This window comes from Agromyces albus (assembly GCF_004134825.1).
Taxonomy (GTDB): domain Bacteria; phylum Actinomycetota; class Actinomycetes; order Actinomycetales; family Microbacteriaceae; genus Agromyces; species Agromyces albus.
In genome coordinates this window covers 1-25272 of sequence record NZ_SDPN01000049.1, presented here as the reverse complement: position 1 = coordinate 25272, position 25272 = coordinate 1, and the positions used below count along the sequence as shown (strand labels likewise).

The window sequence follows — 25272 nt, the reverse complement described above, 5'->3', positions numbered from 1 at the left end:
GGAGCGGTCGCGGCGCCTCGGGGCTCCGCAGCGCGGCGCTCGGTGCGGTGGGCGCGCTCGGTTCGGTCGGCTCGGCGAACGGATGCCGCGAGCCCGCGGCGCCCGCCGACACGTGTGCCGCAGGCCCGACCGGCACTCGCGTCGCCGATCCGACCCGCGACTCGAGGAACCCCTCGGCGACGAGCTGGCCGTACGCCTCGGTGACAACCCAGCGCGAGACGCCGAGCGTCTCGGCGAGCGTACGGCTCGGGGGGAGCGCGGCGCCCGCGGGGATACGGCCGTCGGACACGGCGTCGCGGATCGCCGCCTCGAGGCGGTCGCGCAGGGGGAGCGGCGAGTCGCCGAGGTCGAGGAGGGTCTCCCAGGCGAGGGCGGATGCCGGGTGGTCGGCTCGCGGCATCCGTCGCTCCTTCGTGCTGGGTGGTCGGTCTGGCAGATCGAACGATCTTGGCTGATTGGTCTGGTCTCGCGCCTGCTGATTGGAGTGTATGCCCGAGCCGATCCGTTCCTACGCTCGAATCACACGATCCGGAAAGGACACACCATGCGCTACCGCACCATCGGCGACGGACGCACCTCGCTCGACGTCTCCACCCTCTGCCTCGGCACGATGTTCATGGGAACCCGCACCGACGAGGCCACCTCGTTCGCGATCCTCGACCGCTTCGTCGAGGCGGGCGGCACCTTCATCGACACCGCCAACAACTACAACGCGTGGATCGGCGGGTACGGCCGCGACAGCGAAGACGTCATCGGGCGCTGGCTCGCGAGCCGCGGCATCCGCGACGAGCTCAAGCTCGCCACGAAGCTCGGCGCCGCGAAGAAGGACCCGGCGCTGCCGCTCTCGAACACGCCGCCCACGAACTACCAGGGCCTCTCCGCCGAGGTCATCGATCGTGAGGCGCACGAGAGCCTCCGTCACCTCGGCGTCGACCGCATCGACGTGCTCTACGGCCACGTCGACGACCGCGATACCGTGCTCGCCGAGACCGTCGGCGCCTTCGGTGCGCTTCAGGACGAGGGCGTCGTCGGCATCACGGGCATCTCGAACGTCGCCGTGTGGCGCGTCGTGGAAGCCCGCGAGGAGGCGATTCGGCAGGGCATCGCACCCTACGGGCTCGTGCAGCAGCAGTACAGCTTCGTGCACCCGGCGCCGAAGATCGGTCGCCTGAATTACGTCACCCCCGAGCTGCTCGACTACGCCGACTCGACCGGTGTCGACGGCCGCCCGCCGCTCGCCGTCGCGGCGTACTCGCCGCTGCACCAGGGCGCGCTCACGCGCACCGACAAGCCGCTGTTCGGCGGCATCGACCACCCCACGACGCACGCCCGGATCCGGTTGCTGCACGAGGTCGCCCGCGACGTCGGCGCGACGCCGAACCAGGTGGCGCTCGCGTGGCTGCTCGGCGCCGAGGTGCCCGTCATCCCCGTCGTGGGCGCTTCGTCGATGGCGCAGCTCGAAGAGATCCTCGGCGCGGCCGAGCTCGACCTCGGCGCCGACGTGCGCGAGCGGCTCGACGCCGAGGGCGTGGAGCAACTCGTCGCGTAGGGCCGGAGGGCGGGACGGCTCGCCCGCCCGGTGGTTTCGATACGCGTCGCGCTGGCGCGCGGCGCTACTCAACCACCGGGCGGGCGCTACAGCTCGACCTCGATCGGCTCGCTGCGCACGAGCTCGTGCACGCCCGTGAGGATCTCCTCGGGCCGGAACGGGTACTTCTCTATCTCGGCCTGGTCGCTGATGCCCGTCATGACGAGGATCGTGTGCAGGCCGGCCTCGATGCCCGCGACGATGTCGGTGTCCATGCGGTCGCCGATCATGGCGGTGTTCTCGGAGTGCGCGCCGATCTTGTTGAGCGCCGAGCGGAACATCATCGGGTTCGGCTTGCCCACGACGTAGGGATCTTTCCCCGTGGCCTTCGTGATGAGGGCAGCGATCGCGCCGGTCGCGGGCAGCGGTCCGTCGGCGCTCGGCCCGGTGGCGTCGGGATTCGTGACGATGAACCTCGAGCCGCGGCCGATGAGCCGGATCGCCTTCGTGATCGCGTCGAACGAGTAGTTGCGGGTCTCGCCGACCACGACGAAGTCGGGGTCGGTCTCGGTCATGATGAAGCCCGCATCGTGCAGGGCGGTGAGCAGGCCTGCTTCGCCGATGACGAAGGCCGAGCCGCCGGGCAGCTGCTGCTTCAGGAAGTCGGCGGTCGCGAGCGCCGAGGTCCAGATGCGGTCTTCGGGCACGCGCAGGCCGCTCGCGCGAAGCCGGGCCGACAGGTCGCGCGCCGTGAAGATCGAGTTGTTCGTGAGCACGAGGTAGGGCGTGCCGGCATCCTCCCACTGCTGCAGCAGCTCCGCGGCGCCGGGCAGGGCGTGGTTCTCGTGCACGAGCACACCGTCCATGTCGGTGAGCCAGCATTCGACTTCTTCTCGTCGTCGTCCCATGCGCCCAGCCTAAGGTGCGGATGTCACGAGCCGATGAACGGCGGATGCCGCCGCCGCACCGTTCCTGGGCCCGCGCTCCGGCCTCACTCGGTGATCCAGATCGCCGCCGCCGTCGCGAGCGGCAGCACGTGGGTGCGCTCGCCGGCGCGGAGCGAGACGGCGTCGGCCGCGGCATCCGTCACCGTGACGACCGTGTCGAGCCCGAGTCCCGCGTCGTCGAGGGATCGCAGCACCTCAGGGTCTCGGTCGCTGATGCGCACGATCGCGCCGGAGTGGCCGATCGGCGCCTCGGCGAGCAGCACGGTCGGGCGTCGCTGGAGGGTGCCGTCGGCGGCCGGGATCGGGTCGCCGTGCGGGTCGCGCACAGGGCGTTCGAGGCGCACGTCGATCGCCTCGAGCAGCCGGTCGGAGAGGGCGTGCTCGAGCACCTCGGCCTCGTCGTGCACCTCGTCCCACGTGTAGCCCATCTCCTGCACGAGCCACGTCTCGATGAGCCGGTGCCGGCGCACGACCGCGAGCGCGCGGGTGAGCCCGGTATCGGTGAGCCGCACAGCGCCGTACGGCACGTGCGCGACGAGCCCGGCTGCCGCCATCTTCTTCACCATCTCGGTGACCGACGAGGGCGCGACGCCGAGGCGACCGGCGAGCACCGACGGCGTGATGGGCTCGGGCTGCCACTCGGTGTGCGCGTACACCGTCTTCAGGTAGTCCTCGATCGCGGGGCTCGTGGCAGGCACCGCCTCAGGATATCGGGCGGGTTGTCGCGTCACACGTTCGCGGTGACCTGCCGGCGCCGGGCCGCCGTCGTCAGCCGTCGACCGATGACGCCGTGCTGCGGCGCGAAGAGGTAGACGAGCGTGAACACGGCGCCCATGGTGAGCACGACCATGCCGCCGGATGCCGCGTCGAGATAGTAGCTGAGGTAGATGCCGACGATCGAGCACGCCGCCGCGATGATCGGCGAGATCACGAGCATGCGGGCGAACCGGTCGGTGAGCAGGTACGCGGTGGCACCGGGGATGATGAGCATCGCCACCACGAGCACGACGCCCACCGCCTGCAGCGCGACGACGACCGTGAGCGCGAGGAGCCCGAGCAGTAACGCGCCGAGGGCCTTCGGGTTGAGCCCGATCGCGTTGGCGTGGGTGGGGTCGAACGCGTAGAGCGTGAGGTCGCGGCGCTTGAGCACGAGGATCGCGAGGGTGACGACGCCGAGCCCGAGCACTTGCGCGAGGTCGGCCACGCTCACGCCGAGCAGGTTGCCGAACAGGATGTGGCCGAGGTCGGTCTGGCTCGGCACGACCGAGATGAGTACGATGCCGAGGGCGAAGAGGGTTGTGAACACCACGCCGATCGCGGCGTCCTCCTTCACGCGGCTCGTCGACCTCACGAGACCGATGAGCGCGACCGCGGCGACGCCGAACACGAGGGCGCCGACGGCGAACGGCGTGCCGAGCAGGTAGGCGAGCACGACACCGGGCAGCACGGCGTGCGAGACGGCATCGCCCATGAGCGACCACCCGATGAGCACGAGCCAGCAGCTGAGCACCCCGCACACGATCGCGGCCGTGACCGTCACGAGGAACGCGCGCTGCATGAAGTCGTAGCTCAGCGGCTCGAGCAGGAGGTCGACGAGGGGCATGCTCACTCCCCCGCTCGGCCGGTGAGGTCGAAGCCGAACGCCCGCGCGAGGTTCTCGGGGCGCAGCACCTCATCGGGCGTCGAGTGCATGAGCACGCGCCGCAGCAGGAGGATCGCCTCGTCGGCGAGGCGGGGCAGTCCCTCGAGGTCGTGCGACGAGACGAGCACCGTGCGGCCGTCGGCGGCGAGCTCGCGCAGGAGCTCGGTGATCGTGGCCTCGCTGCGCCGGTCGACTCCCGCGAACGGCTCATCGAGCAGCAGCACCTCGGCGCCCTGGGCGAGCCCGCGCGCGACGAAGGCGCGCTTGCGCTGGCCGCCCGAGAGCGCGCCGATGCGGCGGCCGGCGAGGTCGGAGAGCTCGACGCGGTCGAGGGCCGCTGCCACCGCTTCGCGGTCGGCGTGCCGCGGATGCCGCGTGAAGTTCTGGAACCCGTAGCGACCCATCATCACGACGTCGTACACGCTGAGCGGGAACGACCAGTCGACGTCTTCGCTCTGCGGAACGTAGCCGACGATGCCCCGCTTTCGTGCGCGCTTCGGCGGGAGGCCCTCGATCGTGACGGTGCCGCGGTCGGGCTTGACCGAACCCATGATCGCCTTGAAGAGCGTGGACTTGCCCGATCCGTTCATGCCGACGAGGCCGCAGATCGTGCCGCGCTGCAGCGTGATGCTCACGTCGTCGAGGGCGAGCACGTCGCCGTAGTGCACGGTGAGCCCGCGCACGACGAGCGCCGGATCGGATGCCGCGCCGGCCGCGTGGCCCGTTCGAGTGAACGTCATCCGGCACCCCCGGCGAGCGCGTCGGTGATCACGGTGGCGTCGTGGCGGAGCAGGTCGAGGTAGGTCGGCACGGGGCCGTCGGGCCCCGAGAGCGAGTCGACGTAGAGCGTGCCGCCGAACGCGGCATCCGTCGCCTGCACGACCTGCTGCATCGCCTTGTCGGACACGGTCGACTCGCAGAACACCGCGGGCACGCCCTGCTCGTCGACGAACTCGATCGTGCGCGCGATCTGCTGCGGCGTGGCCTGCTGCTCGGCGTTGACGGCCCAGAGGTACTGCTCGGTGAGGCCGGCGTCACGAGCGAGGTACGAGAACGCGCCCTCGCACGTGACGAGCGCCCGCTCGTTGGTGGGGAGCGTCGCGAGCTCGGCGACGAGCTCGTCGTGCACCTGCTGGAGCTCGGCCTGGTAGGCACGGCCGTTCGCCGCGAAGTCGGCGGCGTGGTCGGGATCGAGCTCGCTGAACGCGGCGACCATGTTGTCGACGTACACCTGCACGTTGAGCGCCGACATCCACGCGTGGGGGTTCGGCAGGCCCTCGGCGGACCCGTCGGCGATCGACATCGGCTCGACACCTTCGCTCACGACGACGTGCGGCACGTCGAGGCTCTCGACGAACTGCGCGAACCACGCCTCGAGGTTGAGCCCGTTGTCGAGGATGAGGTCGGCCCCCGAAGCGCGGCGCAGATCGCCGGGAGTCGGCTCGTATCCGTGGATCTCGGCGCCGACCTTGGTGATGGATTCGACCCGCAAGTGCTCGCCCGCGACCTGCTCGGCGATGTCTTCGAGCACCGTGAAGGTCGTGACCACGACCGGCCGTTCGTCGGCCTCGCCGTTGGCGCTGCTGCCGGTGCATCCGCTCAGGAGCACCGCGGCGGCAGCGAGCCCTGCGGCGATGGCGACGATGCGTTTCGGCATACCTAAATCGTACACAGATTTCGGTGTGCCGAAAGGTGGATGGTGCTCCTGCAAGCTCATGTGCGCAGCCGGGCATCTCGAACAGGGACTTTCGGCGTCGATCGGGCAGGAGTATGTTCCCGCTCATTGGGCGACCCGAAAGCCCGCAGGATCGTGTCTGGTACGCCAGTCGTGCTCCGGCGCCTCACGGTCGCCCGTCACTCACAGAGAGGTGGGACAAATGAAGCGGATCAGTATCGGGTGCGTCGTCGCGCTCGGCCTCGTGCTCGGCGGTGCCACGATGGCTCACGCGGGCGAGACCAACGGAAACGGAGATCCGATTCCCGGCGCACACAACGCGAGCTCGGCGTGCGCCTTCTCGGGTCAGGATCTGCCCGACGCCGAGGAGAACCAGCCCAACATCCCAGATGACGAGGTCACCGGCGGGCATGTGCAGAGCTACGGCAAGTACGTCGCAGCCGGGCTCAAGGCGTTCGTGCCGAGCCCCGGTGACGCCTGCCGCGGCAACGTCGAATTCGGCGGGTAGGCGATCACCCGCTTGCATCACGGATCCGGCTCCGGCTCACCATGCCGGGGCCGTACTCGTGCTTCGGGGCCGCCCCGAGCGCGCGGCGGACGGCTACCGTTGAGGTGTGGTTCATGAGCGAGCGGATGCCGCGGGCGAGTCCGGCGAGGGCGCCGACGACACGCGTCGACACGACCAGCCCCGGCACGACGAGCCGGTCCTCCTGACGCACGGCGTCGGTCCGTGGCCGGGCGGCGCCGAGGCGTGGCCCGACGACCCCTGGTTCGATCCCGAGCTCCTCGAACACGGCGACACCCGCAACGTCATCGACCGCTACCGGTACTGGCGCATGGAGGCGATCGTCGCCGACCTCGACGCGCACCGGCATCCGTTCCACGTCGCGATCGAGAACTGGCAGCACGACATGAACATCGGCTCGATCGTGCGCAGCGCCAACGCGTTCGCCGCCGACACCGTGCACATCATCGGGCGCCGCCGCTGGAACAAGCGCGGCGCGATGGTGACGGATCGCTACCAGCACCTCGAGCACCACGCGGATGTCGCGGCCTTCGCCGAGTGGGCGCGCGCGGCATCCGTGCCCATCATCGCCGTCGACAACGTCGAGGGCGCCGTGCCGATCGAAGCGTTCGCGTGGCCAGAGCGCTGCGTACTGCTGTTCGGTCAGGAGGGCCCGGGCCTCTCAGCCGAGGCGACCGCCGCGGCCGATGCCATCGTCGAGATCACGCAGTTCGGATCGACCCGTTCGCTCAACGCGAGCGCAGCCGCCGCGATCGCCATGCACTCGTGGGTGCTCACCCACGGCCGGTTCGGCGCGCCCGCGCACTGACCCTCGGGCATGCGGCAGACTGGACCGGATGCCGGTCATCGACAACGCGATCTACAACGGCGGCGTGCGCGTCGCCACGCCCGCGACCCTTGAAGAGACGTTCGAGACGCGGGAGGCCCACGGCGGCTTCGCCTGGATCGGCCTCTACCGCCCGACCGACGCAGAACTCGACGCCGTCGCGAGCGAGTTCGGGCTGCACGCGCTCGCCGTCGAAGACGCGCGGAAGGGCCACCAGCGAGCGAAGCTCGAGCGCTACGGCGAGACGCTCTTCGTGGTGCTGCGCCCGGCGCGATACCTCGACGACGTCGAGCAAGTCGAGTTCGGCGAGCTCCACATGTTCGTCGGGCGGGACTTCACGATCTCCATCCGGCGGGCCGAGTCGCCCGACCTCGCCAAGGTGCGCCATCGGCTCGAGGCCTCGCCCGAGCTGCTCATGAAGGGGCCCGAGGCGGTGCTCTACGCCGTGCTCGACCAGGTCGTCGACGAATACCTCCCGGTGCTCGCGGGCCTCGAGAACGACATCGATGAGATCGAGGAACAGCTCTTCGACGGCGACCCGGCGGTGACGCGGCGCATCTACGACCTCGCGAGCGAGGTCATGGAGTTCCAGCGCGCGACCCGCCCGCTCGTCGACATGTTCGCGGCGCTCGAGCACGGTTTCGAGAAATACGACGTCGACCTCGAGCTACGGCGGTATCTGCGAGACGTGAAGGACCACGTTCTCCGCGCCGTCGAGCGCGGCGAGTCGTTCCGCCAGTTGCTGCAGAACGCCCTCTCGGTGCACGCGACGCTCGTCGGTCAGCGGCAGAACGAGGAGATGAAGCGACTCACCGAGACGAGCCTCGCGCAGAGCGAGCAGACGAAGAAGATCTCGAGCTGGGCGGCCATCCTGTTCGCGCCCGCGCTCGTCGGCACGATCTACGGCATGAACTTCACGTTCATGCCCGAACTCGATTGGGTGCTCGGCTACCCGTTCGCGATCTTCCTGATGGTGGGCTCGGGCCTGACGCTGTACGTGATCTTCAAGCGCCGCAACTGGCTCTGAGCGGATGCCGCAGGCGGCACACCCGGCGCATCCGGCCGGCGCCCTTCCCGCGGCATCCGATCGCCGTTAGCGTGGGGACATGACCGAGATCACCGACGATCTGCCCGCCCGACTGCTGCACGAGGAGCACGCCGGATGGCGGGCGATCCTCGAAGGTCACGGCGGTGAGCATTACGCCAGAGCCATGACGCGCGACGCGCTCATGGTCGTCGAGGGGGCGATGCTCGGCCGCGATGAGATGATGGCCGCGTTCCGCAACACCCCGCCGTGGGACTCCTACGAACTGCATGAGCCGGCCGTCATCCGCCTCGGCGACCATGCGGGCGTGCTCGTTTACCGAGCGGTCGCTCGTCGCGGCGACGACACCGCGAACCTGCGGATGTCGACGACCTACCTCTACGACGACGGCGCGTGGCGAGTGGCCGCGCACCAGCAGACGCCCGCCTGACGGGTGCGGGCGTCCGATCGGCGTTGCCGGTCGGGCCGTGCCGTCAGTCGGTGCCGGTCAGTCGGTGCCGAGGTCGAACGCCGCACCCTCGTTCGCGGCATCTGTCGCCACCTCGAGGTCGGTCTCGAGCGGCCCGGCGGTGATCGCAGCAGCTTCGCCCTGCACGAGGTCGCCCATGAGCTTGGCGGTCTCGCCGCCGACGATGCCCTGCATCGCGTACTGCTCGAGGCGAGCACGCGAGTCGGCGATGTCGAGGTTGCGCATGGTGAGCTGGCCGATGCGGTCGAGCGGGCCGAACGCAGCCCCGTCGACGCGCTCCATCGAGAGCTTGTCGGGGTGGTAGCTGAGCACGGGGCCGCGGGTGTCGAGGATCGTGTAGTCGTCGCCGCGGCGCAGGCGCAGCGTGACCTCGCCCGTGACGGCCGAGCCGACCCAGCGCTGCAACGACTCGCGCAGCATGAGCGACTGCGGGTCGAGCCAGCGGCCCTCGTACATGAGCCGGCCGAGGCGGCGGCCCTCCTGGTGGTAGCTCGCGAGCGTGTCTTCGTTGTGGATCGCGTTGAGGAGGCGCTCGTAGGCGATGTGGAGCAGCGCCATGCCGGGCGCCTCGTAGATGCCGCGGCTCTTGGCCTCGATGATCCGGTTCTCGATCTGGTCGGAGACGCCGAGCCCGTGCCGGCCGCCGATGGCGTTCGCCTCGAGCACGAGCGCCACTGCATCGGCGAACTCGACGCCGTTGAGCGACACCGGGCGTCCGGCCTCGAAGCCGACGGTGACGTCTTCGGTGTCGATCACGACGTCGTCGCGCCATGACGGCACGCCCATGATGGGCTCGACGATCTCGACGCCCGTGTCGAGGTGCTCGAGGGTCTTCGCCTCGTGCGTGGCTCCCCAGATGTTCGAGTCGGTGGAGTAGGCCTTCTCGGCCGAGGCGCGGTAGGGGAATCCGCGCGCGACCATCCACTCGCTCATCTCGGTGCGCCCGCCGAGCTCGGTGACGAACGCCTCGTCGAGCCACGGCTTGTAGATGCGCAGGCGGGGGTTCGCGAGCAGGCCGTAGCGGTAGAACCGCTCGATGTCGTTGCCCTTGTAGGTGGAGCCGTCGCCCCAGATCTCGACGTCGTCGTCGCGCATCGCGCGCACGAGCAGCGTGCCGGTGACGGCGCGGCCGAGCGGAGTGGTGTTGAAATACGTCTTGCCGCCGGAGCGGATGTGGAACGCACCGCACGCGAGCGCGACGAGGCCTTCCTCGACGAGCGCCGCGCGGCAGTCGACGAGTCGCGCGATCTCGGCGCCGTACTCCTTGGCGCGCCCGGGCACCGCCTCGACATCGGGCTCGTCGGGCTGGCCGAGGTCGGCGGTGTACGTGCAGGGCACGGCGCCCTTCTCGCGCATCCAGGCGACGGCGACGGAGGTGTCGAGACCTCCGGAGAAGGCGATGCCGACGCGCTCGCCGACGGGAAGGCTCGTGAGGACTTTCGACATGGGCTCCAGCCTACTTGGGGCGCGGGGGTGCGGCCGTCTCGGGCCGTGAAGCCGCCCCGCGATAAGGTTGAGTGTGACTGCAGACGAATCAACTCAGGAGACCGAGGCGTCACTCGCCGACGAACCCGAGGTTCGCCAGGCGCTCGCCGACGGGAATCGCGGCTCGGTCGTGGCCGTCGTGGCCGACCATCCGTCGTCGCCGCTGGCCTGGACCGAGCTCGCCGACATCGCCGACTCCGAGGGCCGTGCGATCGAGGCGTTCGCCTTCGCGTCGGTCGCCGCCGAGTTCGCACGCGACCAGCTCGCGGCATCCGGCTGGCAGCCCGGTGAGGCCGTGCCGTGGTCCGACGAGCGCAATCGCCCCTTCCTCCGGGCGCTCGACACGCAACGCCGGGCCGCCATCGAGCTCGGCCTCCACGACCGCGCCGCACGCCTCGCGGGCGAGCTCTCGAGCGCCGACCCCGACGCGCCGGCCCGCATCGCCTCCGAGTTCACGCCGACGCAACTCATCTCGGTCGTGACGAGCGCCCAGCTCTTCGAAGCCGCTGCCGACAACGAGGCGCACACCGCTGCCGCCGTCGAGGCTCGCACCGGCGAACCACTCGCAGAACCCGCCGTGCTCGACGCGGCAGGAGAGGACTGATATGCCCGCGGTCGTACTCATCGGTGCACAGTGGGGCGACGAGGGCAAGGGCAAGGCCACCGATCTGCTCGGTTCACGGCTCGACTATGTCGTGAAGTTCAACGGCGGCAACAACGCCGGGCACACGGTCGTCGTCGGCGATGAGAAGTACGCCCTGCACCTCTTGCCCTCCGGCATCCTCACGCCCGGCGTCACGCCCGTCATCGCCAACGGCGTGGTCGTCGACATCGAGGTGCTCTTCGAGGAGCTCGAGGGGCTCTCGAGCCGCGGGGTGGATGTCTCGAGGCTCCGCATCTCCGCGAACGCGCACCTCATCACGCAATATCACCGCACCCTCGACAAGGTCACCGAGCGCTTCCTCGGCAAGCGCCAGATCGGCACGACGGGCCGCGGCATCGGGCCGGCCTACGCCGACAAGATCAACCGTGTCGGCATCCGCATGCAAGACCTCTTCGACGAGAACATCCTGCGGCAGAAGGTCGAGGGCGCGCTCGACCAGAAGAACCACTTGCTCCTGAAGGTCTACAACCGGCGCGCCATCGGCGTCGACGAGGTCGTCGACGAGCTGCTCGGCTACGTCGAGCGGTTGCGCCCCATGGTCACCGACACCTCGCTGCTGCTGCACCGCGCGCTCGACAAGGGCGAGACGGTGCTCTTCGAAGGCGGGCAGGCCACGATGCTCGACGTCGACCACGGCACCTACCCGTTCGTCACCTCGTCGAACGCCACGAGCGGCGGCGCCGTCACGGGCTCCGGCATCGCGCCGAACCGCATCGACCGCGTCATCGGCGTGGTGAAGGCCTACACGACTCGCGTGGGCGCAGGCCCGTTCCCCACCGAGCTCTTCGACGAGTGGGGCGACTTCCTCACCGACCGCGGCCGCGAGTTCGGCACCACCACGGGCCGCCGCCGCCGCACCGGCTGGTACGACGCCCCGATCGCGCGCTACACGTCGCGAGTGAACGGCGTCACCGACTTCGTGCTCACGAAGCTCGACGTGCTCACGGGGCTCGAGCGCATCCCCGTCGCGGTGGGCTACGAGGTCGAGGGTGAGCGCGTCGACGAGGTGCCCGTCTCGCAGTCCGACTTCCATCACGCGAAGCCCGTATACGAGGAGTTTCCCGGCTGGACCGAAGACATCTCGGGCGCTCGCTCGCTCGACGACCTCCCGGCCAATGCGCAGAGCTACGTGCGCGAACTCGAGGCGATCAGCGGTTCGCGCATCTCGGCGATCGGCGTCGGCCCCGGTCGCGACCAGATCATCGAACTGCACGACCTGCTCGACTGAGCCACACGAGAAGGGGGCGGATGCCGCGACTGCGCGACATCCGCCCCCTTCGTGGTCTGCCGACTACGGCTCGATGCCGATGGCCTTGTCGATGTTGGCGCGCACGTCGTCGACCTTGTCGTGGTGCTCCTCGCCGGCGACCTTCTTGGCCGCCTCGGAGACGCCGTCGAGCACCTTGTCGCTGATGTCCTCGGCCTGTTCGCTGTTCAAGGCCTCGTTGATCTGATCCTTGTTCTCCTCCACGAAGTCCTGCGCCTTCTTCGTGAGGTCGTCGAGAGCGCCCATGGGCCCCCACCCTTCTCTTGAGACGTTGCGTTCGAATCGTACGGCGATCCGGATGCCGCGGGAAGACTCTCATTGCCGGGCTCGTCATCGCCTGCCCTTCACCTGCGTGCGAGACTCGTTCGGTGACCGCCATCCGCCCTGCAGCCGATGAAATCGTCGGCCGATTCATCCGGCTCACGCCGTTCGCCGACACCGACATCCCGGCGCTGTACCGCGCGCTCGGCCGCCCCGAGGTCTTCGCGGGAGGCTACGGCGGCGGGCCGGCCGGGCTCCCCGCCGACCTCGCGGCGTTCGAGGTGTTCGCCCGGGGCTACTACGTGCCCGGGCCCGACGCTTTGCCGTGGACCGTTCGCGTGCACGGCGGCCCCGACGACGGCACGGTCGTTGGTGCGAGCACGCTCGGCGACCTCGACCTGGCGAACGAGTCGGCCCACATCGGGTGGACGGCCTACGACCCTCGCGTCTGGGGCACCGCCGTGAACCCCGAGGCGAAGCTGCTGCTGCTCGGGCTCGCGTTCGACCACGGGTTCGGTCGCGTGAAGATCCAGGCCGATGCGCTGAACGCGCGATCTCGCGCGGCGATCCTGAAGCTCGGGGCGCGATTCGAGGGCATCGCGCGCCGTCACATGCGACGCGCCGACGGCTCGTGGCGCGACTCGGCGATCTACTCCGTCATCGTCGACGAATGGCCCGACGTGCGAGCCGGCCTCGAGGCGCGGCTCGCGGCATGGGGCGATCGTCCGGTCGAGCTCCCCGTGGTCGAGTAGCCGAACGGAAATGTAGGAAGAAGCTCTCTTCCAACGGCGTGTCGCCCCACTGGGATCGGCGCGCCGAGACGATCTTCCTGCAGTTCCCACATACCCCTTCAAGAACGAGGCCGCCCACGCGGCATCCGCTCGCCTAACCGCCTCGCCGCACGCGCGCCTCGGGCACGTGCAAGCGAGTGAGGAACGCGTCGGTGCCCCGCGGCGTGCCGCGCCGGTCGGCGCGCGATACCACCACGGTCACGAGTACGGCGAGCGGCACGGTCCACGCGGCGGGCTGTTCGAGGAACGGGCGGATGCCGGGCAGCGCCGCCGAGATCGCGGCTCCGCCGAGGATCGCCGCGCCCGAGAGCACCGCGCCGGTCGCCATGCCGGCGATCGCTCCCCGTGCGGTGAGGCCGCGCCACCAGATGCCGAGGATGAGCATGGGGCACAGCGTCGACGCTGTGAACGCGAAGACGAGGCCGACGCTGCCCGCGAGGCCGGTCGACTCGGTCGCGAGGGCGACCACGAGCGGCACGAACGACGACGCGATCGCCGCGATGCGGAAGCCGCGCACGCTGCCGCCGAGCAGGTCTTGGCTGATGACGCCCGCGAGCGAGACGACGAGTCCCGACGACGTCGAGAGGAACGCCGCGAACGCGCCCGCGATGACGAGCGCGGTGAGCAGGTCGCCGGCGACGCCCGGGATGAGCCGGTCGGGCAGCAGCAGGATGAGGGCGTCGGCCTCGCCGGTCGCGGCGAGGTCTGGGGCGAACGCCCGCCCGATGAAGCCAAAGGCGGTGGGGAACAGGTAGAACACCGAGAGCAGCACGAGCACGATCACGGTCGTGCGGCGGGCGGCCCCGCCGTCGGGGTTCGTGTAGAAGCGCACGAGCACGTGGGGGAGGCCGAGCGTGCCGAGGAGCAGCGCGACCATGAGCGAGACCGTGCGGTAGACCTCGAGGTCGCCTGGCCCAGCCGCCGGCGGGAAGGCGTCAGCCGGGCTGAGCTCGGCGGTCGACCCGCCGCCGATCACGAGGAGCAGCGCGACCGCGGGCACCGCGAGCGCCGTGAGCTTGAGCCAGAACTGGAACGCCTGCACGAACGTGATCGAGCGCATGCCGCCCGCGGCCACGATCACCGAGACGATGACGGCGACCGCGAGCGACCCCGCCCACGACGGCAGGCCCGTGGTGATGCGCACGGTGAGCGCGGCGCCCTGCAGTTGCGGCACGATGTAGAACCATCCGATGACGATCACGAGCAGGCTCGTGACCCGGCGTGCCCACGGCGACTCGAGCCGCGCCTCGGTGAAGTCGGGGATCGTGTAGGCGCCCGATCGCCGCAGCGGCGCGGCGACGAAGAGCAGCAGCATGAGGTACCCGGCGGTGTAGCCGATGGGGAACCACAGCGCCGACGAGCCCGTGAGCAGGATGAGCCCCGCGATGCCGAGGAACGACGCCGCCGAGAGGTACTCGCCGCCGATCGCCGAGGCGTTCCACCACGGGCGCACGGTGCGCGAGGCGACGTAGAAGTCGCTCGTCGTGCGCGAGAAACGCAGTCCGTAGAAGCCGATGAGGGCTGAGGCGAGGGCCACCGCCGCGATCGCGGTGTAGCCGATCGCGGCGTTCACTCCTGCTCCGTGAGCGAGCGGTAGCGCGCCTCGTTACGCGTCGCGGCGCGCAGGTAGAGCCCGCCGACGGTGATCGCGAGCGGATACACCCCGACGCCGAGCAGCAGCCACGAGAGCGGCACCCCGAACACGAACGTCGAGTCGAGTGCGGGCACGAGCGCGATCGCGAGCACGAAGAGCGCGGTCGCGGCGGCGAATCCGACGGCCATGACGATCGCGAGCCGCAACTGCGACCGGATGAGCGAGCGCACGTAGACGCCGGCGACGTCGCTCGTGGGTGCGGGTGCGGCCAATCCCCGCCCCGGCACGGGACGAGCGGATGCCGCGGCCGTGCCGGTTCCCGGGCGCGGCGCGGTGACGCGCACTCGTGCGGGTGCGGCATCCGTCACCGCATCCGTCGCGGCATCCGTCACCGAGACGTCGTCGGCAGTCATGATCTCGGCCGGATGGTCGCGGACTCGAGGCGGTCACGAAGGGCGGGGAGGAGTCGACGGCTCACGGGCAGCTCGGCGCCGCCAACGGTGACGCTCGGGTGGTCGGAGCCGAGGCGGATGCGCCCGACGTGGCCGAGCGCCACGAGGTACGAGCGATGCACGCGCACGAACCCCGCATCGGCCCACTGCCGTTCGAGGTCGGACATCGGCACCCGCACGAGGTAGCTCGCCTCCTCGGTATGCAGCCGCGCGTAGTCGCCCTGCGCCTGCACGTAGCGCACCTCGTCGCGGCGGATCATCCGCGTCGTGCCGCCGAGCGTGACCGCGATCATCTCGGGCTGGGGGTCGGATGCCGCGGCACCGGCATGTGCCGCCGCGGCCGCGTTCAGCGCCTCGGCCACGCGCGTCACCGACCGGTGCAGTCGCTCGGTGCGCACGGGCTTCAACAGGTAGTCGACCGCGGCGAGATCGAAGGCCTCGAGCGCGCCCTCCTCGTCGGCGGTCACGAACACGAGCGCCGGGCGGTGCTCGAATCGCTGCAGCGCGCGGGCGAGGTCGAAGCCCGTGAGGCCCGGCATGTGGATGTCGAGGAACGCCGCGTCGACGGGCTCGCGAGTGAGCAGGCGGATCGCCTCGGCGCCCGTGTTCGCCTGATGGATCACGCCGATGCGCGGGTCTTGACGGAGCAGGAACGCCAGCTCGTCGATCGCGGGCTGCTCATCGTCGGCGATGAGGACGGAGATCATCGATCCAGTCTCCCATCGGTTCGCAGCGCCGTGCCGGCGGATGCCGTGACCCGGCCGGGCTGGGACTTCGGCACGCGCAACCGCACCAGCGTGCCCGCCCCGACGTTCGTCTCGACGACGAGGCCGTGTTCCTCGCCGTAAACCTGCCGCAAGCGCGCGTCGACGTTGCGGAGGCCCACGTGCTCGCCGGGCGACCCGCCGGCGAGCACCGCCGCGAGCGTCTCGGGGTCGATGCCGGCGCCGTCGTCCTCGACGCTGAGCTCGGCGAACGCGCCGGAGTCCTCGGCGGTGATCGTGATGCGCCCGCCGCCCTCCTTCGACTCGAGTCCGTGCCGCACGGCGTTCTCGACGAGCGGCTGGATCGAGAGGAACGGCACGACCGTCGACAGCACCTCGGGCGCGATCTGCAGTGTCACCTTCAACCGGTCGCCGAACCGGGCGCGTTCGAGGCGCAGGTAGCTGTCGATCGACCGCAACTCCTCGGCGACCGTCGTGAAGTCGCCGTGCCGCCGGAACGAGTAACGGGTGAAGTCGGCGAACTCGAGCACGAGCTCGCGCGCCTGCGCCGGGTCGGTGTTGATGAACGAGGCGATCGCGTTGAGCGAGTTGTAGATGAAGTGGGGGCTGATCTGCGCGCGGAGAGCACGCACCTCGGCTTCGGCGAGGGCGGCGCGCGAGGCGTCGAGCTCGCCGAGCTCCACTTGGGCCGCGACCCAGTCGGCGACCTCGCCCGTGGCGCGCACGAGCCCTGCCCTTACGGGAGCCGCGAAGGCCACGATCGCCCCGACCGAGCGCCCGCCGCTGAGAATCGGTGCGGCGACGGCATCCGTCTCCCGATCGCCGATCGCGATGCGACGCAGCACCTGGGCCCTGCCCGACGCGCTCACCTCGGCGGCGAGGCGCGCGGCGACCGCGCGCACGGCCTCGTCGCCGTCGACCGTGACGAGCCCGGCCGGATCGACGATCGCGAGGCTCTCGCAGCGCAGCAGCGCCCGAAGGTGACGCCCGGCGCGGATCGCATCGTCTTCGCCCACGCCGCCGCGCAGGTGCTTGGCCGCTCGCGAGGCGAGGTGCAGGGTCTGGTACGTGGCGCGTTCGACGTCGGTGCCGAGATCCTTCGACGCGAGCACGATGCGGCGCAGCAGCAGCACGACTCCGACGGCGAGGGCACCCGCCACCACGCCGGCGGCCGCGGCGAGCAACATCGACTCGGACATGCACGACACTGTAGCCGTCCGTCGCTGACGATTCGCCGTTCGTCGCACGTGCAGCGCCGCTCACCGACGACGAGCGGCGCGTGCCCCTACGCGCGCGGCGGGCGCGCGAGACTTCTGGCACTGCGCAATGCAGCGGCGCGGCGGAAGCCCGCCGACCCCTCGAAGGCCATTCTCGAACATCTCGAAGGCCCTTGTTGAACATCTCGAAGGAGCGATCGCCATGGGCAATGATGCCCTGAGCGCGGAGACCGCGACGGCAACCGACGTCGACTACCGCGCCGTGCAAGAGTCCGCAGAATTCCGAACCCTCAGGCGCACGCATCGGAGGTTCGTCTTCCCCGTGCTCGGCGCGTGCCTCCTCTGGTATCTCGCCTATGTGCTGCTCGCCGGCTACGCGCACGACTTCATGTCGACGCCCGTGTTCGGGAGCATCAACGTCGCGATCCTGCTCGGGCTCGCGCAGGTCGTCACGACGTTCGCCGTCACCACCTGGTACGTGAGCTTCGCGAACCGCAAGCTCGACCCGCTCTCCGAGGAGATCCGCGATGAGCTCGAGACCGATGGCCTCGGCACACCTGCCGCGGCATCCCAGGTGGAGGTGAACCGCTGATGCGATCCCTCGAAGCCGCCGCCGTGACCTCGCCCGGCGAGCCGTGGCTCAACATCGCCATCTTCGGCGCGTTCGTCGCGATCACGATGATCATCGTGTTCCGCGCGAGCCGCAACAACAAGACCGCCGCCGACTACTACGCCGCAGGGCGCTCGTTCACGGGCGGCCAGAACGGCTCGGCGATCGCGGGAGACTACCTCTCGGCGGCGTCGTTCCTTGGCATCGTCGGCGCGATCGCGATCACGGGGTACGACGGGTTCCTCTACTCGATCGGATTCCTCGTGGCGTGGCTCGTCGCGTTGCTTCTCGTGGCTGAGCTCCTCCGCAACACGGGCAAGTTCACGATGGCCGACGTGCTCTCGTTCCGCCTCAAGCAGCGGCCGGTGCGCATCGCGGCGGCGACGACGACCCTGGTCGTCTGCTTCTTCTACCTGCTGGCTCAGATGGCCGGCGCCGGCGGGCTCGTCTCGCTGCTCCTCGGCGTGGGCGACCAGCTCGGCCAGGCGCTCGTCATCACGGTCGTCGGGGCGCTCATGATCCTCTACGTGCTCATCGGCGGCATGAAGGGCACGACCTGGGTGCAGATCATCAAGGCCGTCCTGCTCATCGCGGGTGCTGGCGTCATGACGGTGTGGGTGCTCGCGATCAACGGGTTCAACTTCTCGACGCTGCTCGACAACGCGGTCGCGATCTCGGGCAACCCCGAGATCCTGAACCCGGGCATCAAGTACGGAGTGTCGGATGTCGCGAAGGTCGACTTCCTCTCGCTCGGCCTCGCCCTCGTGCTCGGCACCGCGGCGCTGCCGCACGTGCTCATGCGCTTCTACACGGTGCCCACGGCCAAGGAGGCTCGGAAGTCCGTCGTCTGGGCGATCTGGCTCATCGGCATCTTCTACGTGTTCACGCTCGTGCTCGGCTACGGCGCAGCGGCGCTCGTCGGCCCCGAGGCCATCGCGGCGGCGCCCGGCGGCCCGAACTCGGCGGCCCCGCTGCTCGCGTTCGAGCTCGGCGGACCGCTGCTGCTCGGCCTGATCTCGGCGATCGCGTTCGCGACGATCCTCGCGGTGGTCGCGGGCCTCACGATCACGGCAGCTGCCTCCTTCGCACACGACATCTATGCGAGCGTCGTGAAGAAGGGCAAGCCCGCCGCCGGCGCCGAGGTCAAGGTGGCTCGTCGAACGGTCGTCATCATCGGCGTCGTCGCGATCATCGGCGGCATCGGGGCGAACGGGCAGAACGTCGCGTTCCTCGTGGCACTCGCGTTCGCGGTGGCGGCGTCGGCGAACCTGCCGACGATCGTGTACTCGCTCTTCTGGAAGCGCTTCACCACCCAGGGCGCCCTCTGGAGCATGTACGGCGGACTCGCGTCGGCGATCCTCCTCATCGCCTTCTCGCCGGTCGTCTCGGGTTCCGTGACGTCGATGCTGAAGAGCGAGGAGATCAACTTCGCGATCTTCCCGCTCTCCAACCCCGGCATCGTGTCGATCCCGCTGGCCTTCTTCCTCGGCTGGCTCGGCACGGTGCTCGACAAGACCGTCGAGAGCCCGGCGAAGCAATCCGAGATGGAGGTGCGCTCCCTCACGGGCGTCGGCGCCGAGAAGGCGTCGCACCACTAGAGACTTCGGCGCGGCGGGAATGCCTGCCCAAGCCGCGCCGAACGAACAGACGGGGGCGGATGTCGCAACTTCACGTTGCGGCATCCGCCCCCGTTGTTGGTCTCCGGTGGTCGACTCGACCACCGTCACATGTTGATCATGTGGCCTGCGAGCCCGTGGTACGCCTCCTGCAGCGCTTCGGAGAGCGTCGGATGCGTGTGCACGTTGCGGCCGAGTTCGAGGGCGCCGAGGTCCCACTTCTGGGCGAGCGTGAGCTCGGGCAGGAGCTCGGAGACATCCGGTCCGATGAGGTGGCCGCCGAGGAGCTCGAGGTGCTTCGCGTCGGCGACGAGCTTCACGAAGCCCGTCGGCTCGCCGAGGCCGTGCGCCTTCGCGTTCGCCGAGAACGGGAACGTGGAGACCTTCACGTCGTAGCCCTCGTCGCGCGCCTGCTGCTCGCTGAGGCCGAAGCTCGCGACCTGCGGCGCGCAGAACGTGGCCCGCGGCATCATGCGGTAGTCGCCGAGCGACATCGTCTCGGCGCCGCCGATCGTCTCGGCCGCGACGACTCCCTGCGCTTCGGCGACGTGCGCGAGCATGAGCTTCGCGGTGACATCGCCGATCGCGAAGATGTGCGGGACGCTCGTGCGCATGAACTCGTCGATGCCGATGGCGCCGCGATCGGTGAGCTGCACGCCGGTGGCCTCGAGGCCGAAGCCGTCGACGTTCGGTGCGAAGCCGACGGCCATGAGCACGCGGTCGACCTCGAGCGAGCCGGGCTGGCCGTCGGCGCCCGTGTAGGCCACCGTGACGGAGGTCCCGTTGTCAGTGACCGACTCCACCTTCGTCGACGTGAGGATCGGCACACCGAGCTTGCGGTACTGCTTCGTGATCTCCTTCGACACGTCGACGTCCTCATTCGGCAGCGCCCGGTCGAGGAACTCGATGATGGTGACTTCGACGCCGAAGTTGCGCACGATGAATGCGAACTCCATGCCGATGGCGCCCGCGCCGATGACGGCGATCGAACGCGGGAGGTCGCGGTCCATGATCTGCGTGTCGTAGGTGACGACGTTCGGCGAGAGCTCGACACCGGGCAGGAGCTTCACGCGCGAGCCGGTCGCGATGATCGCGTTGTCGAAGGTGAGGGTCTCGGTCGACCCATCGGGTTTCGCCACATCGATGGTGTTCGCATCGCGGAACGTGCCGCGACCGTCGACCTCGGTGATCTGGTTCTTCTTCATGAGGTAGTGCACGCCTTTGACGCGTCCCTCGGCGACTTGGCGGCTGCGTTCATAGCCGACGCCGTAGTCGAAGCTCACCTCGCCCGAGATGCCGAAGGTAGCGGCCTGCGTGGTGAAGATGTGCGCGAGCTCCGCGTTGCGGAGCAGGGCCTTCGACGGGATGCACCCGATGTTCAGGCACACCCCGCCCCAGTACTTCTCCTCGATCACCGCGGTGCGCAGGCCGAGTTGTGCAGCGCGAACCGCGGCGACGTATCCGCCGGGCCCGGCGCCGAGGACGACGACATCGAAATGGCTGGTCATCGGCCCAGCCTAGAGGGGCAGGCTGGCGCCGAGGCAAGAGGTTCGTTTCACGACTGCCGACGTCCGGCGGATTCCGGACACGTACCCTCAGGAGGCTCGCCGGCTGTCGGTGGCCGGGCATACGCTCGACCGGTGAGCACCACCACCGCACCGCAGACCACCGCCGCGGCATCCGCATCGAAGCGCCCGGGGCGCCTCTCGACGTGGTCGCAGTTCCTCGCGATGGGCCTCGTGTGGGGTGCGAGCTTCCTCTTCATGAAGGTCGCGCTCGAGGGCGTCTCGTTCGGCCAGGTCGCGTGGTCGCGCACGCTGCTCGGTGCGCTCGCACTCGGCGTGATCGTGCTCATCATGCGCCCGCGCGTGCCTCGGGCCGACGGCACGCCCGGTCCGGTGCTGCCGCGTGAGCGCGTCGTCTGGCTGCACTTCCTCGTGGTCTCGCTCACGACGTGCGTGATCCCGTACCTCGCCTTCGCGTGGGCCGAGCAGTACGTCTCGTCGAGCCTCGCCTCGATCTACAACGCGACGACGCCGATCATGACGGCGATCATGGCCACGCTCGTGTTCCGCGTCGAGCGTCTCGGGCTCGGCCGCTGGGCCGGCGTCGGCGTCGGCATCGTCGGGGTGCTCGTGGTCATCGGTCCGTGGCAGTACTCGGCGCTCACGGGCAGCCTCGCCGGGCAGCTCGCGTGCCTCGTCGCCACTATCTGCTACGGCATCACCTTCGGCTACCAGCGCCGTTTCCTGAGCCAGCGCCCGATCGCGCCCGCGACGTTCGCGTTCCTCTCCATCGGCGTCTCGGCCGTGGTCATGCTCGCGCTCACGCCGTGGATCGCCCTCACCCCGGTCGACCTCGACTGGACCATCGCGGGCTCCCTCCTCGCGCTCGGCGTGCTCGGCACCGGGCTCGCCTACATCTGGAACATCAACGTGCTCCGCGCGTGGGGGCCCACCGGCATCTCCACGGTGACGTATGTCACGCCGGTGGTCGGCGTCGCGCTCGGTGTGCTGCTCCTCAACGAGACGTTCTCCTGGCACGAGCCGGTCGGCGCGGTGCTCGTGCTCCTCGGCATCCTGCTCGCGCAGGGCAGGCTCCGGATGCCGCGCCGCCGCGTCCCCGCTGCCACCTGACCCTCGGCGCCGGCTCCACACCACCGCTTCGAGATCGCACTTGACACGCGCCATGTCGTCATGGTTGGTTAGCTACGTAAGTAACTAACCGAATAAGCTCGACGTGTTCGAGCTGGCACCGATTGGCCGACATGGACGATTCACGTCCGATCTTCATCCAGATCGCAGAACAGGTCGAGAACGACATCATCGAGGGCACGCTCGCCGAAGATGCGCAGATCCCCTCGATCAACGAATTCGCCGCGTTCTACCGCATCAATCCGGCCACCGCACTGAAAGGGGTGAATCGTCTTGTCGACGATGGCATCGTGTCGAAACGCCGGGGGATCGGCATGTTCGTGACCCCGGGAGCAAGGGCCCGCCTCATCGAGCGTCGCCGGGCCGACTTCGCAACGCTCTACCTCAGACCGCTCATCGTCGAAGCCGAGAAGCTCGGCATCGACGTCGACGAACTTGCGGGGCTCCTCCGCGCCGAAAGGATCGAATCATGACCCGCACCGTGGTCCGCGCGAGCGGACTCACCAAGCGCTACGGCACCTTCACGGCCGTCGACGCGGTGGACTTCACCCTCGAGGAGCACCGCATCTACGGTCTTCTCGGGCGCAACGGCGCCGGCAAGACGACCATCATGCAGATGCTCACGGGCCAGCTCTTCCCGAATGACGGAGAGCTCGAGGTGTTCGGTCGCACTCCGGCCGAGCACGCCGACGTGCTGCGCCGCATGTGCTTCATCGCCGAGTCGCAGCGCTACCCAGAGGACTTCACCCCGGCGCACGTGTTCACGTCGGCCCCCTGGTTCTTCGAGAACTGGGACGCCGCCTTCGCCGAGCAGCTCATGTCCGACTTCCGCCTTCCGGTGAAGCGCCGCATCAAGAAGCTCTCCCGCGGCCAGCTCTCCGCCGTCGGCGTGATCGTGGGGCTCGCCTCCCGCGCGGAGCTCACGTTCTTCGACGAGCCGTACCTCGGCCTCGACGCGGTCGCACGGCACGTCTTCTACGATCGCCTCCTCGCGGACTACGCCGAGCATCCGCGCACGATCGTGCTCTCGACCCACTTGATCGACGAGGTCTCGAGACTGCTCGAGCACGTGATCCTCATCGACCAGGGCCGAATCATCCTGAACCGTGACGCCGATGAGGTGCGCGGCTCTGCCACGACCGTCGCCGGTGCACGTGCCGCGGTGGAGTCGTTCGTCGCGGATCGAGCGGTCATCGGGCAGGAAGCGCTCGGCGGGCTGGCATCCGTCACCATCGACGGCCGACTCGACCAGCGCGACCGAATCCTGGCCGCCGAACTCGGCCTCGAGCTCGCACCCGTCTCACTCCAGCAGCTCATCGTCCATCTCACCGGCACCGAGCTCGACGCCGACTCGACCGAACAGGAGGTCGCCGCATGACCGCCACCGCCGCGCAACCGCTCGCGCGCACCGAGACCCGCTCGCGAGCCCACGAGATCTGGCGCATCGTGCGCCTGCACACCGTGAACCCCTCGATCTTCTTCGGTGTGCCGTGGCTCATCCTCGGCGGCGCCTGGGCCGTGAGCATGGTGCTGGCGGTCATCATCACGGGTTCGGGCGCCCAGCCCGACGACGTCGGCGACGGCATGCGATACAGCTGGGCGGTGCTGTCGCCGCAGTGGTACCTGGTCGTCGTGGGCGTGCAGGCCGTGGGCCTGACGTTCTCGTTCGCCCTCGGATTCGGCGCCACGCGTCGTGACTTCTGGCTCGGGACGAGCCTCATGTTCGCGCTGGTGTCGCTGCTGAACGCGGCGGCCATCGCGACGCTCGTGCAGCTCGAGATCGCGACCGACGGCTGGTGGGTCGGCACCCGGATGTTCGACGCGCTCTGGTACGGGCAGACGAGCTGGTTCGGCGACTTCTACGCGACCTTCGCGATGCAGCTCCTCGTGCTCTTCGTCGGCGCGAGCGTGACGACCGTCTTCATGCGCTGGCGCATGCGCGGCATGATGATCCTCTCGTTCGGCGCGATTGCGCTCGCCCTCGCAGCGGTCGCCCTCGTGACGCTGAACCAGGCGTGGCCGGCGGTGTTCGAGTGGTTCGGGAGCCTCGGACTCGGCGGGGCGTTCACGCTCGTGCTCGCGATGGCCGCGGTGTTCGCCGTGGCCGGGTATCTTGTCATCAGGCGGGCGACGCCCCGCTGAGCACGTGCACGGGCACACAGGCCGCGGCGCGGCATCCGATGGGGGTCGGATGCCGCGCCGCATCCGTGTCGCACGTCATCCGCGAGGATGACGCCGGCGCTGCGCAGTCACCCTCCAGCCCGACGCGACGGCGACGCCGGCACGGGCAGTCTCGAACCATGAGCTCCTTCGTGATCGAGGCATCCGGCCTCAGCAAGTCCTTCGGGTCGACGCACGCACTCGCGGGCGTCGACCTCTCCGTGCGCCAGGGCGAGTCGCTCGCCATCATGGGCGCGTCGGGTTCGGGCAAGACGACGCTGCTGCACTGCCTCGCGGGGATCACCCGCCCCGACCGGGGCACGGTCGGCTTCCACTCCGGCGCCGGGCGGGTCGACGTGACGGCGCTCAGCGAGCGCGAGCGTTCCCGGCTGCGCCGCGAGGCGTTCGGGTTCGTGTTCCAGCAGGGGCTCCTCATTCCGGAGCTCACCGCGGTCGAGAACGTCGCGCTCGCGCTCATGCTGAACGGGATGCCGCGCGCCCGTGCCGAGGAGTACGGCGCCGGATGGCTCGCGGCACTCGGCCTCGCCGGCCTGGAGCAGCGACGGATCGGCCAGCTCTCGGGCGGCCAGGCGCAACGCGTCGCGATCGCGCGAGCGCAGGTGACCGGGGCATCCGTCGTCTTCGCCGACGAGCCGACCGGTGCACTCGACTCGGCGACGTCGTCCGACGTCATGGGGGCGCTGCTCGACTCGACGGTCGGGCAGGGGCGCACGCTCGTGCTCGTCACGCACGACGCCGGCGTCGCGGGGCGCTGCTCGCGGATCGTCGACATGCGAGACGGCCGGGTCGTGGCCGAGCGGGTGCCGGCATGATCGCGCGCGTCGCGTGGCTGCTCGCCCGGCCGGACTCGACGGGGATCGCCGCGTCGGCGCTGCCCGTCACGGCGTTCGGCGTCGTGACGGCGCTCCTGCTCACCGTCATCGGCGGCGCGCAGTCGTTCTGGGGCTGGACCGACGAGATGGGCTTCACCTACCAGGCGCTCGCCGTCATCGCGCTCGTGCTGCTCGTCGTGCCGCTCGTGTCGCTCGGCGGCGCGGCCGCCCGGCTCTCGGCGCGCCGGCGCGACGACCGCCTCGCCACGCTGCGGCTGCTCGGCG

At 69.8% G+C, this 25272-nt stretch carries 28 protein-coding genes and 1 pseudogene; 16 read left to right on the top strand and 13 right to left on the bottom strand.

Going from position 1 to position 25272, the window contains the following annotated elements; all coding sequences use genetic code 11:
* A partial coding sequence (locus tag ESP51_RS17945; RefSeq protein WP_164990588.1) for a GntR family transcriptional regulator occupies positions 1-400 on the bottom strand: 400 nt, incomplete at its 3' end.
* Positions 401-544: 144 nt separating this feature from the next.
* Here ESP51_RS17945 and ESP51_RS17940 point away from each other — a divergent pair.
* Positions 545-1549, top strand: a complete 1005-nt coding sequence (locus tag ESP51_RS17940; protein WP_129522260.1) for an aldo/keto reductase — start codon at positions 545-547, stop codon at positions 1547-1549.
* A gap of 86 nt (positions 1550-1635) precedes the next feature.
* On the opposite strand, the gene ESP51_RS17935 is transcribed toward ESP51_RS17940, so the two are convergent.
* From ESP51_RS17935 to ESP51_RS17915, 5 genes are all read right to left on the bottom strand, one after another.
* Positions 1636-2436, bottom strand: coding sequence for an HAD-IIA family hydrolase (locus ESP51_RS17935; protein ID WP_129522259.1), 801 nt, complete (start codon positions 2434-2436; stop codon positions 1636-1638).
* Between the two features lie 83 nt (positions 2437-2519).
* Positions 2520-3173 (bottom strand): metal-dependent transcriptional regulator, encoded by a 654-nt coding sequence (locus tag ESP51_RS17930; RefSeq protein WP_129522258.1) that lies wholly within the window; start codon positions 3171-3173, stop codon positions 2520-2522.
* A gap of 29 nt (positions 3174-3202) precedes the next feature.
* Positions 3203-4078 carry a metal ABC transporter permease gene (locus ESP51_RS17925; RefSeq protein ID WP_129522257.1) on the bottom strand — a complete coding sequence of 292 codons (876 nt, stop codon included), beginning with the start codon at positions 4076-4078 and terminating at the stop codon, positions 3203-3205.
* A 2-nt stretch (positions 4079-4080) separates the two neighbouring features.
* Complete coding sequence (locus ESP51_RS17920; protein WP_129522256.1) at positions 4081-4857, bottom strand: metal ABC transporter ATP-binding protein; 777 nt, start codon at positions 4855-4857, stop codon at positions 4081-4083.
* Positions 4854-5774 carry a metal ABC transporter substrate-binding protein gene (locus ESP51_RS17915; RefSeq protein ID WP_129522255.1) on the bottom strand — a complete coding sequence of 307 codons (921 nt, stop codon included), beginning with the start codon at positions 5772-5774 and terminating at the stop codon, positions 4854-4856. Before ESP51_RS17915 ends, ESP51_RS17920 begins: the two co-directional genes overlap by 4 nt.
* 220 nt (positions 5775-5994) lie before the next feature.
* On the opposite strand from ESP51_RS17915, the gene ESP51_RS17910 reads away from it, so the two are divergent.
* From ESP51_RS17910 to ESP51_RS17895, 4 genes are all read left to right on the top strand, one after another.
* Complete coding sequence (locus ESP51_RS17910) at positions 5995-6300, top strand: hypothetical protein (protein WP_129522254.1); 306 nt, start codon at positions 5995-5997, stop codon at positions 6298-6300.
* A gap of 202 nt (positions 6301-6502) precedes the next feature.
* Positions 6503-7126, top strand: a complete 624-nt coding sequence (locus tag ESP51_RS17905; RefSeq protein ID WP_129522263.1) for a TrmH family RNA methyltransferase — start codon at positions 6503-6505, stop codon at positions 7124-7126.
* Between the two features lie 28 nt (positions 7127-7154).
* Positions 7155-8171: a magnesium and cobalt transport protein CorA gene (locus ESP51_RS17900; protein WP_129522253.1), complete on the top strand. Its 1017-nt coding sequence runs from the start codon at positions 7155-7157 to the stop codon at positions 8169-8171.
* Between the two features lie 79 nt (positions 8172-8250).
* Entirely contained in the window at positions 8251-8619 is a 369-nt protein-coding gene (locus ESP51_RS17895; protein ID WP_129522252.1) for a nuclear transport factor 2 family protein, read from the top strand.
* A 57-nt stretch (positions 8620-8676) separates the two neighbouring features.
* Here ESP51_RS17895 and argG read toward each other — a convergent pair whose 3' ends face one another.
* The gene (gene argG, locus ESP51_RS17890; protein ID WP_129522251.1) at positions 8677-10104 is read right to left on the bottom strand and encodes an argininosuccinate synthase; all 1428 of its coding nucleotides are present in this window, start codon (positions 10102-10104) and stop codon (positions 8677-8679) included.
* 73 nt (positions 10105-10177) lie between these two features.
* On the opposite strand from argG, the gene ESP51_RS17885 reads away from it, so the two are divergent.
* Together ESP51_RS17885 and ESP51_RS17880 are read left to right on the top strand one after the other, a co-directional pair.
* On the top strand, positions 10178-10747 hold the full coding sequence (locus tag ESP51_RS17885; RefSeq protein ID WP_164990587.1) for a DUF3151 family protein: 570 nt from the start codon (positions 10178-10180) through the stop codon (positions 10745-10747).
* A 1-nt stretch (position 10748) separates the two neighbouring features.
* Positions 10749-12035 carry an adenylosuccinate synthase gene (locus ESP51_RS17880; protein ID WP_129522249.1) on the top strand — a complete coding sequence of 429 codons (1287 nt, stop codon included), beginning with the start codon at positions 10749-10751 and terminating at the stop codon, positions 12033-12035.
* 63 nt (positions 12036-12098) lie between these two features.
* Here the strand turns inward: ESP51_RS17880 and ESP51_RS17875 are convergent, their stop codons facing one another.
* Entirely contained in the window at positions 12099-12320 is a 222-nt protein-coding gene (locus ESP51_RS17875; protein ID WP_129522248.1) for a DUF1129 domain-containing protein, read from the bottom strand.
* A gap of 122 nt (positions 12321-12442) precedes the next feature.
* Between ESP51_RS17875 and ESP51_RS17870 the strand changes: the two genes are divergently transcribed.
* Entirely contained in the window at positions 12443-13087 is a 645-nt protein-coding gene (locus ESP51_RS17870) for a GNAT family N-acetyltransferase (RefSeq protein WP_129522247.1), read from the top strand.
* Between the two features lie 133 nt (positions 13088-13220).
* Here the strand turns inward: ESP51_RS17870 and ESP51_RS17865 are convergent, their stop codons facing one another.
* Genes ESP51_RS17865 through ESP51_RS17850 form a run of 4 tightly spaced genes read right to left on the bottom strand, consistent with a single transcriptional unit; the run spans position 13221 to position 17096 of the window.
* Positions 13221-14699: a sodium/solute symporter gene (locus ESP51_RS17865; protein ID WP_129522246.1), complete on the bottom strand. Its 1479-nt coding sequence runs from the start codon at positions 14697-14699 to the stop codon at positions 13221-13223.
* Positions 14696-15133 (bottom strand): DUF485 domain-containing protein, encoded by a 438-nt coding sequence (locus tag ESP51_RS17860; RefSeq protein ID WP_241843246.1) that lies wholly within the window; start codon positions 15131-15133, stop codon positions 14696-14698. The genes ESP51_RS17865 and ESP51_RS17860 overlap by 4 nt, the downstream gene beginning before the upstream one ends.
* Positions 15130-15879: a LytR/AlgR family response regulator transcription factor gene (locus ESP51_RS17855; protein ID WP_129522245.1), complete on the bottom strand. Its 750-nt coding sequence runs from the start codon at positions 15877-15879 to the stop codon at positions 15130-15132. Before ESP51_RS17855 ends, ESP51_RS17860 begins: the two co-directional genes overlap by 4 nt.
* A complete protein-coding gene (locus tag ESP51_RS17850) occupies positions 15876-17096 on the bottom strand; it encodes a sensor histidine kinase (RefSeq protein ID WP_129522244.1) in 1221 nt (406 codons plus the stop codon). Before ESP51_RS17850 ends, ESP51_RS17855 begins: the two co-directional genes overlap by 4 nt.
* A 220-nt stretch (positions 17097-17316) precedes the next feature.
* Here ESP51_RS17850 and ESP51_RS17845 point away from each other — a divergent pair, with 220 nt between their 5' ends.
* Positions 17317-17706, top strand: coding sequence for a DUF485 domain-containing protein (locus tag ESP51_RS17845; protein WP_129522243.1), 390 nt, complete (start codon positions 17317-17319; stop codon positions 17704-17706).
* Entirely contained in the window at positions 17706-19322 is a 1617-nt protein-coding gene (locus tag ESP51_RS17840) for a solute symporter family protein (protein WP_129522242.1), read from the top strand. The genes ESP51_RS17845 and ESP51_RS17840 overlap by 1 nt, the downstream gene beginning before the upstream one ends.
* Positions 19323-19447: 125 nt before the next feature.
* Here ESP51_RS17840 and lpdA read toward each other — a convergent pair whose 3' ends face one another.
* Positions 19448-20848 (bottom strand): dihydrolipoyl dehydrogenase, encoded by a 1401-nt coding sequence (gene lpdA, locus ESP51_RS17835; RefSeq protein WP_129522241.1) that lies wholly within the window; start codon positions 20846-20848, stop codon positions 19448-19450.
* A gap of 222 nt (positions 20849-21070) precedes the next feature.
* On the opposite strand from lpdA, the gene ESP51_RS17830 reads away from it, so the two are divergent.
* The 6 genes and pseudogenes from ESP51_RS17830 to ESP51_RS17805 all read left to right on the top strand — a co-directional run.
* The gene (locus ESP51_RS17830) at positions 21071-21976 is read left to right on the top strand and encodes a DMT family transporter (protein ID WP_129522261.1); all 906 of its coding nucleotides are present in this window, start codon (positions 21071-21073) and stop codon (positions 21974-21976) included.
* Between the two features lie 131 nt (positions 21977-22107).
* The gene (locus ESP51_RS17825; RefSeq protein ID WP_129522240.1) at positions 22108-22467 is read left to right on the top strand and encodes a GntR family transcriptional regulator; all 360 of its coding nucleotides are present in this window, start codon (positions 22108-22110) and stop codon (positions 22465-22467) included.
* A complete protein-coding gene (locus ESP51_RS17820) occupies positions 22464-23372 on the top strand; it encodes an ABC transporter ATP-binding protein (RefSeq protein ID WP_129522239.1) in 909 nt (302 codons plus the stop codon). Before ESP51_RS17825 ends, ESP51_RS17820 begins: the two co-directional genes overlap by 4 nt.
* The gene (locus ESP51_RS17815) at positions 23369-24136 is read left to right on the top strand and encodes a hypothetical protein (RefSeq protein ID WP_129522238.1); all 768 of its coding nucleotides are present in this window, start codon (positions 23369-23371) and stop codon (positions 24134-24136) included. Before ESP51_RS17820 ends, ESP51_RS17815 begins: the two co-directional genes overlap by 4 nt.
* 158 nt (positions 24137-24294) lie before the next feature.
* Positions 24295-24987: an ABC transporter ATP-binding protein gene (locus tag ESP51_RS17810; protein ID WP_129522237.1), complete on the top strand. Its 693-nt coding sequence runs from the start codon at positions 24295-24297 to the stop codon at positions 24985-24987.
* Positions 24984-25272, top strand: a pseudogene (locus tag ESP51_RS17805) (permease); the annotation flags it as partial. The gene ESP51_RS17810 and the pseudogene ESP51_RS17805, both read left to right, overlap by 4 nt.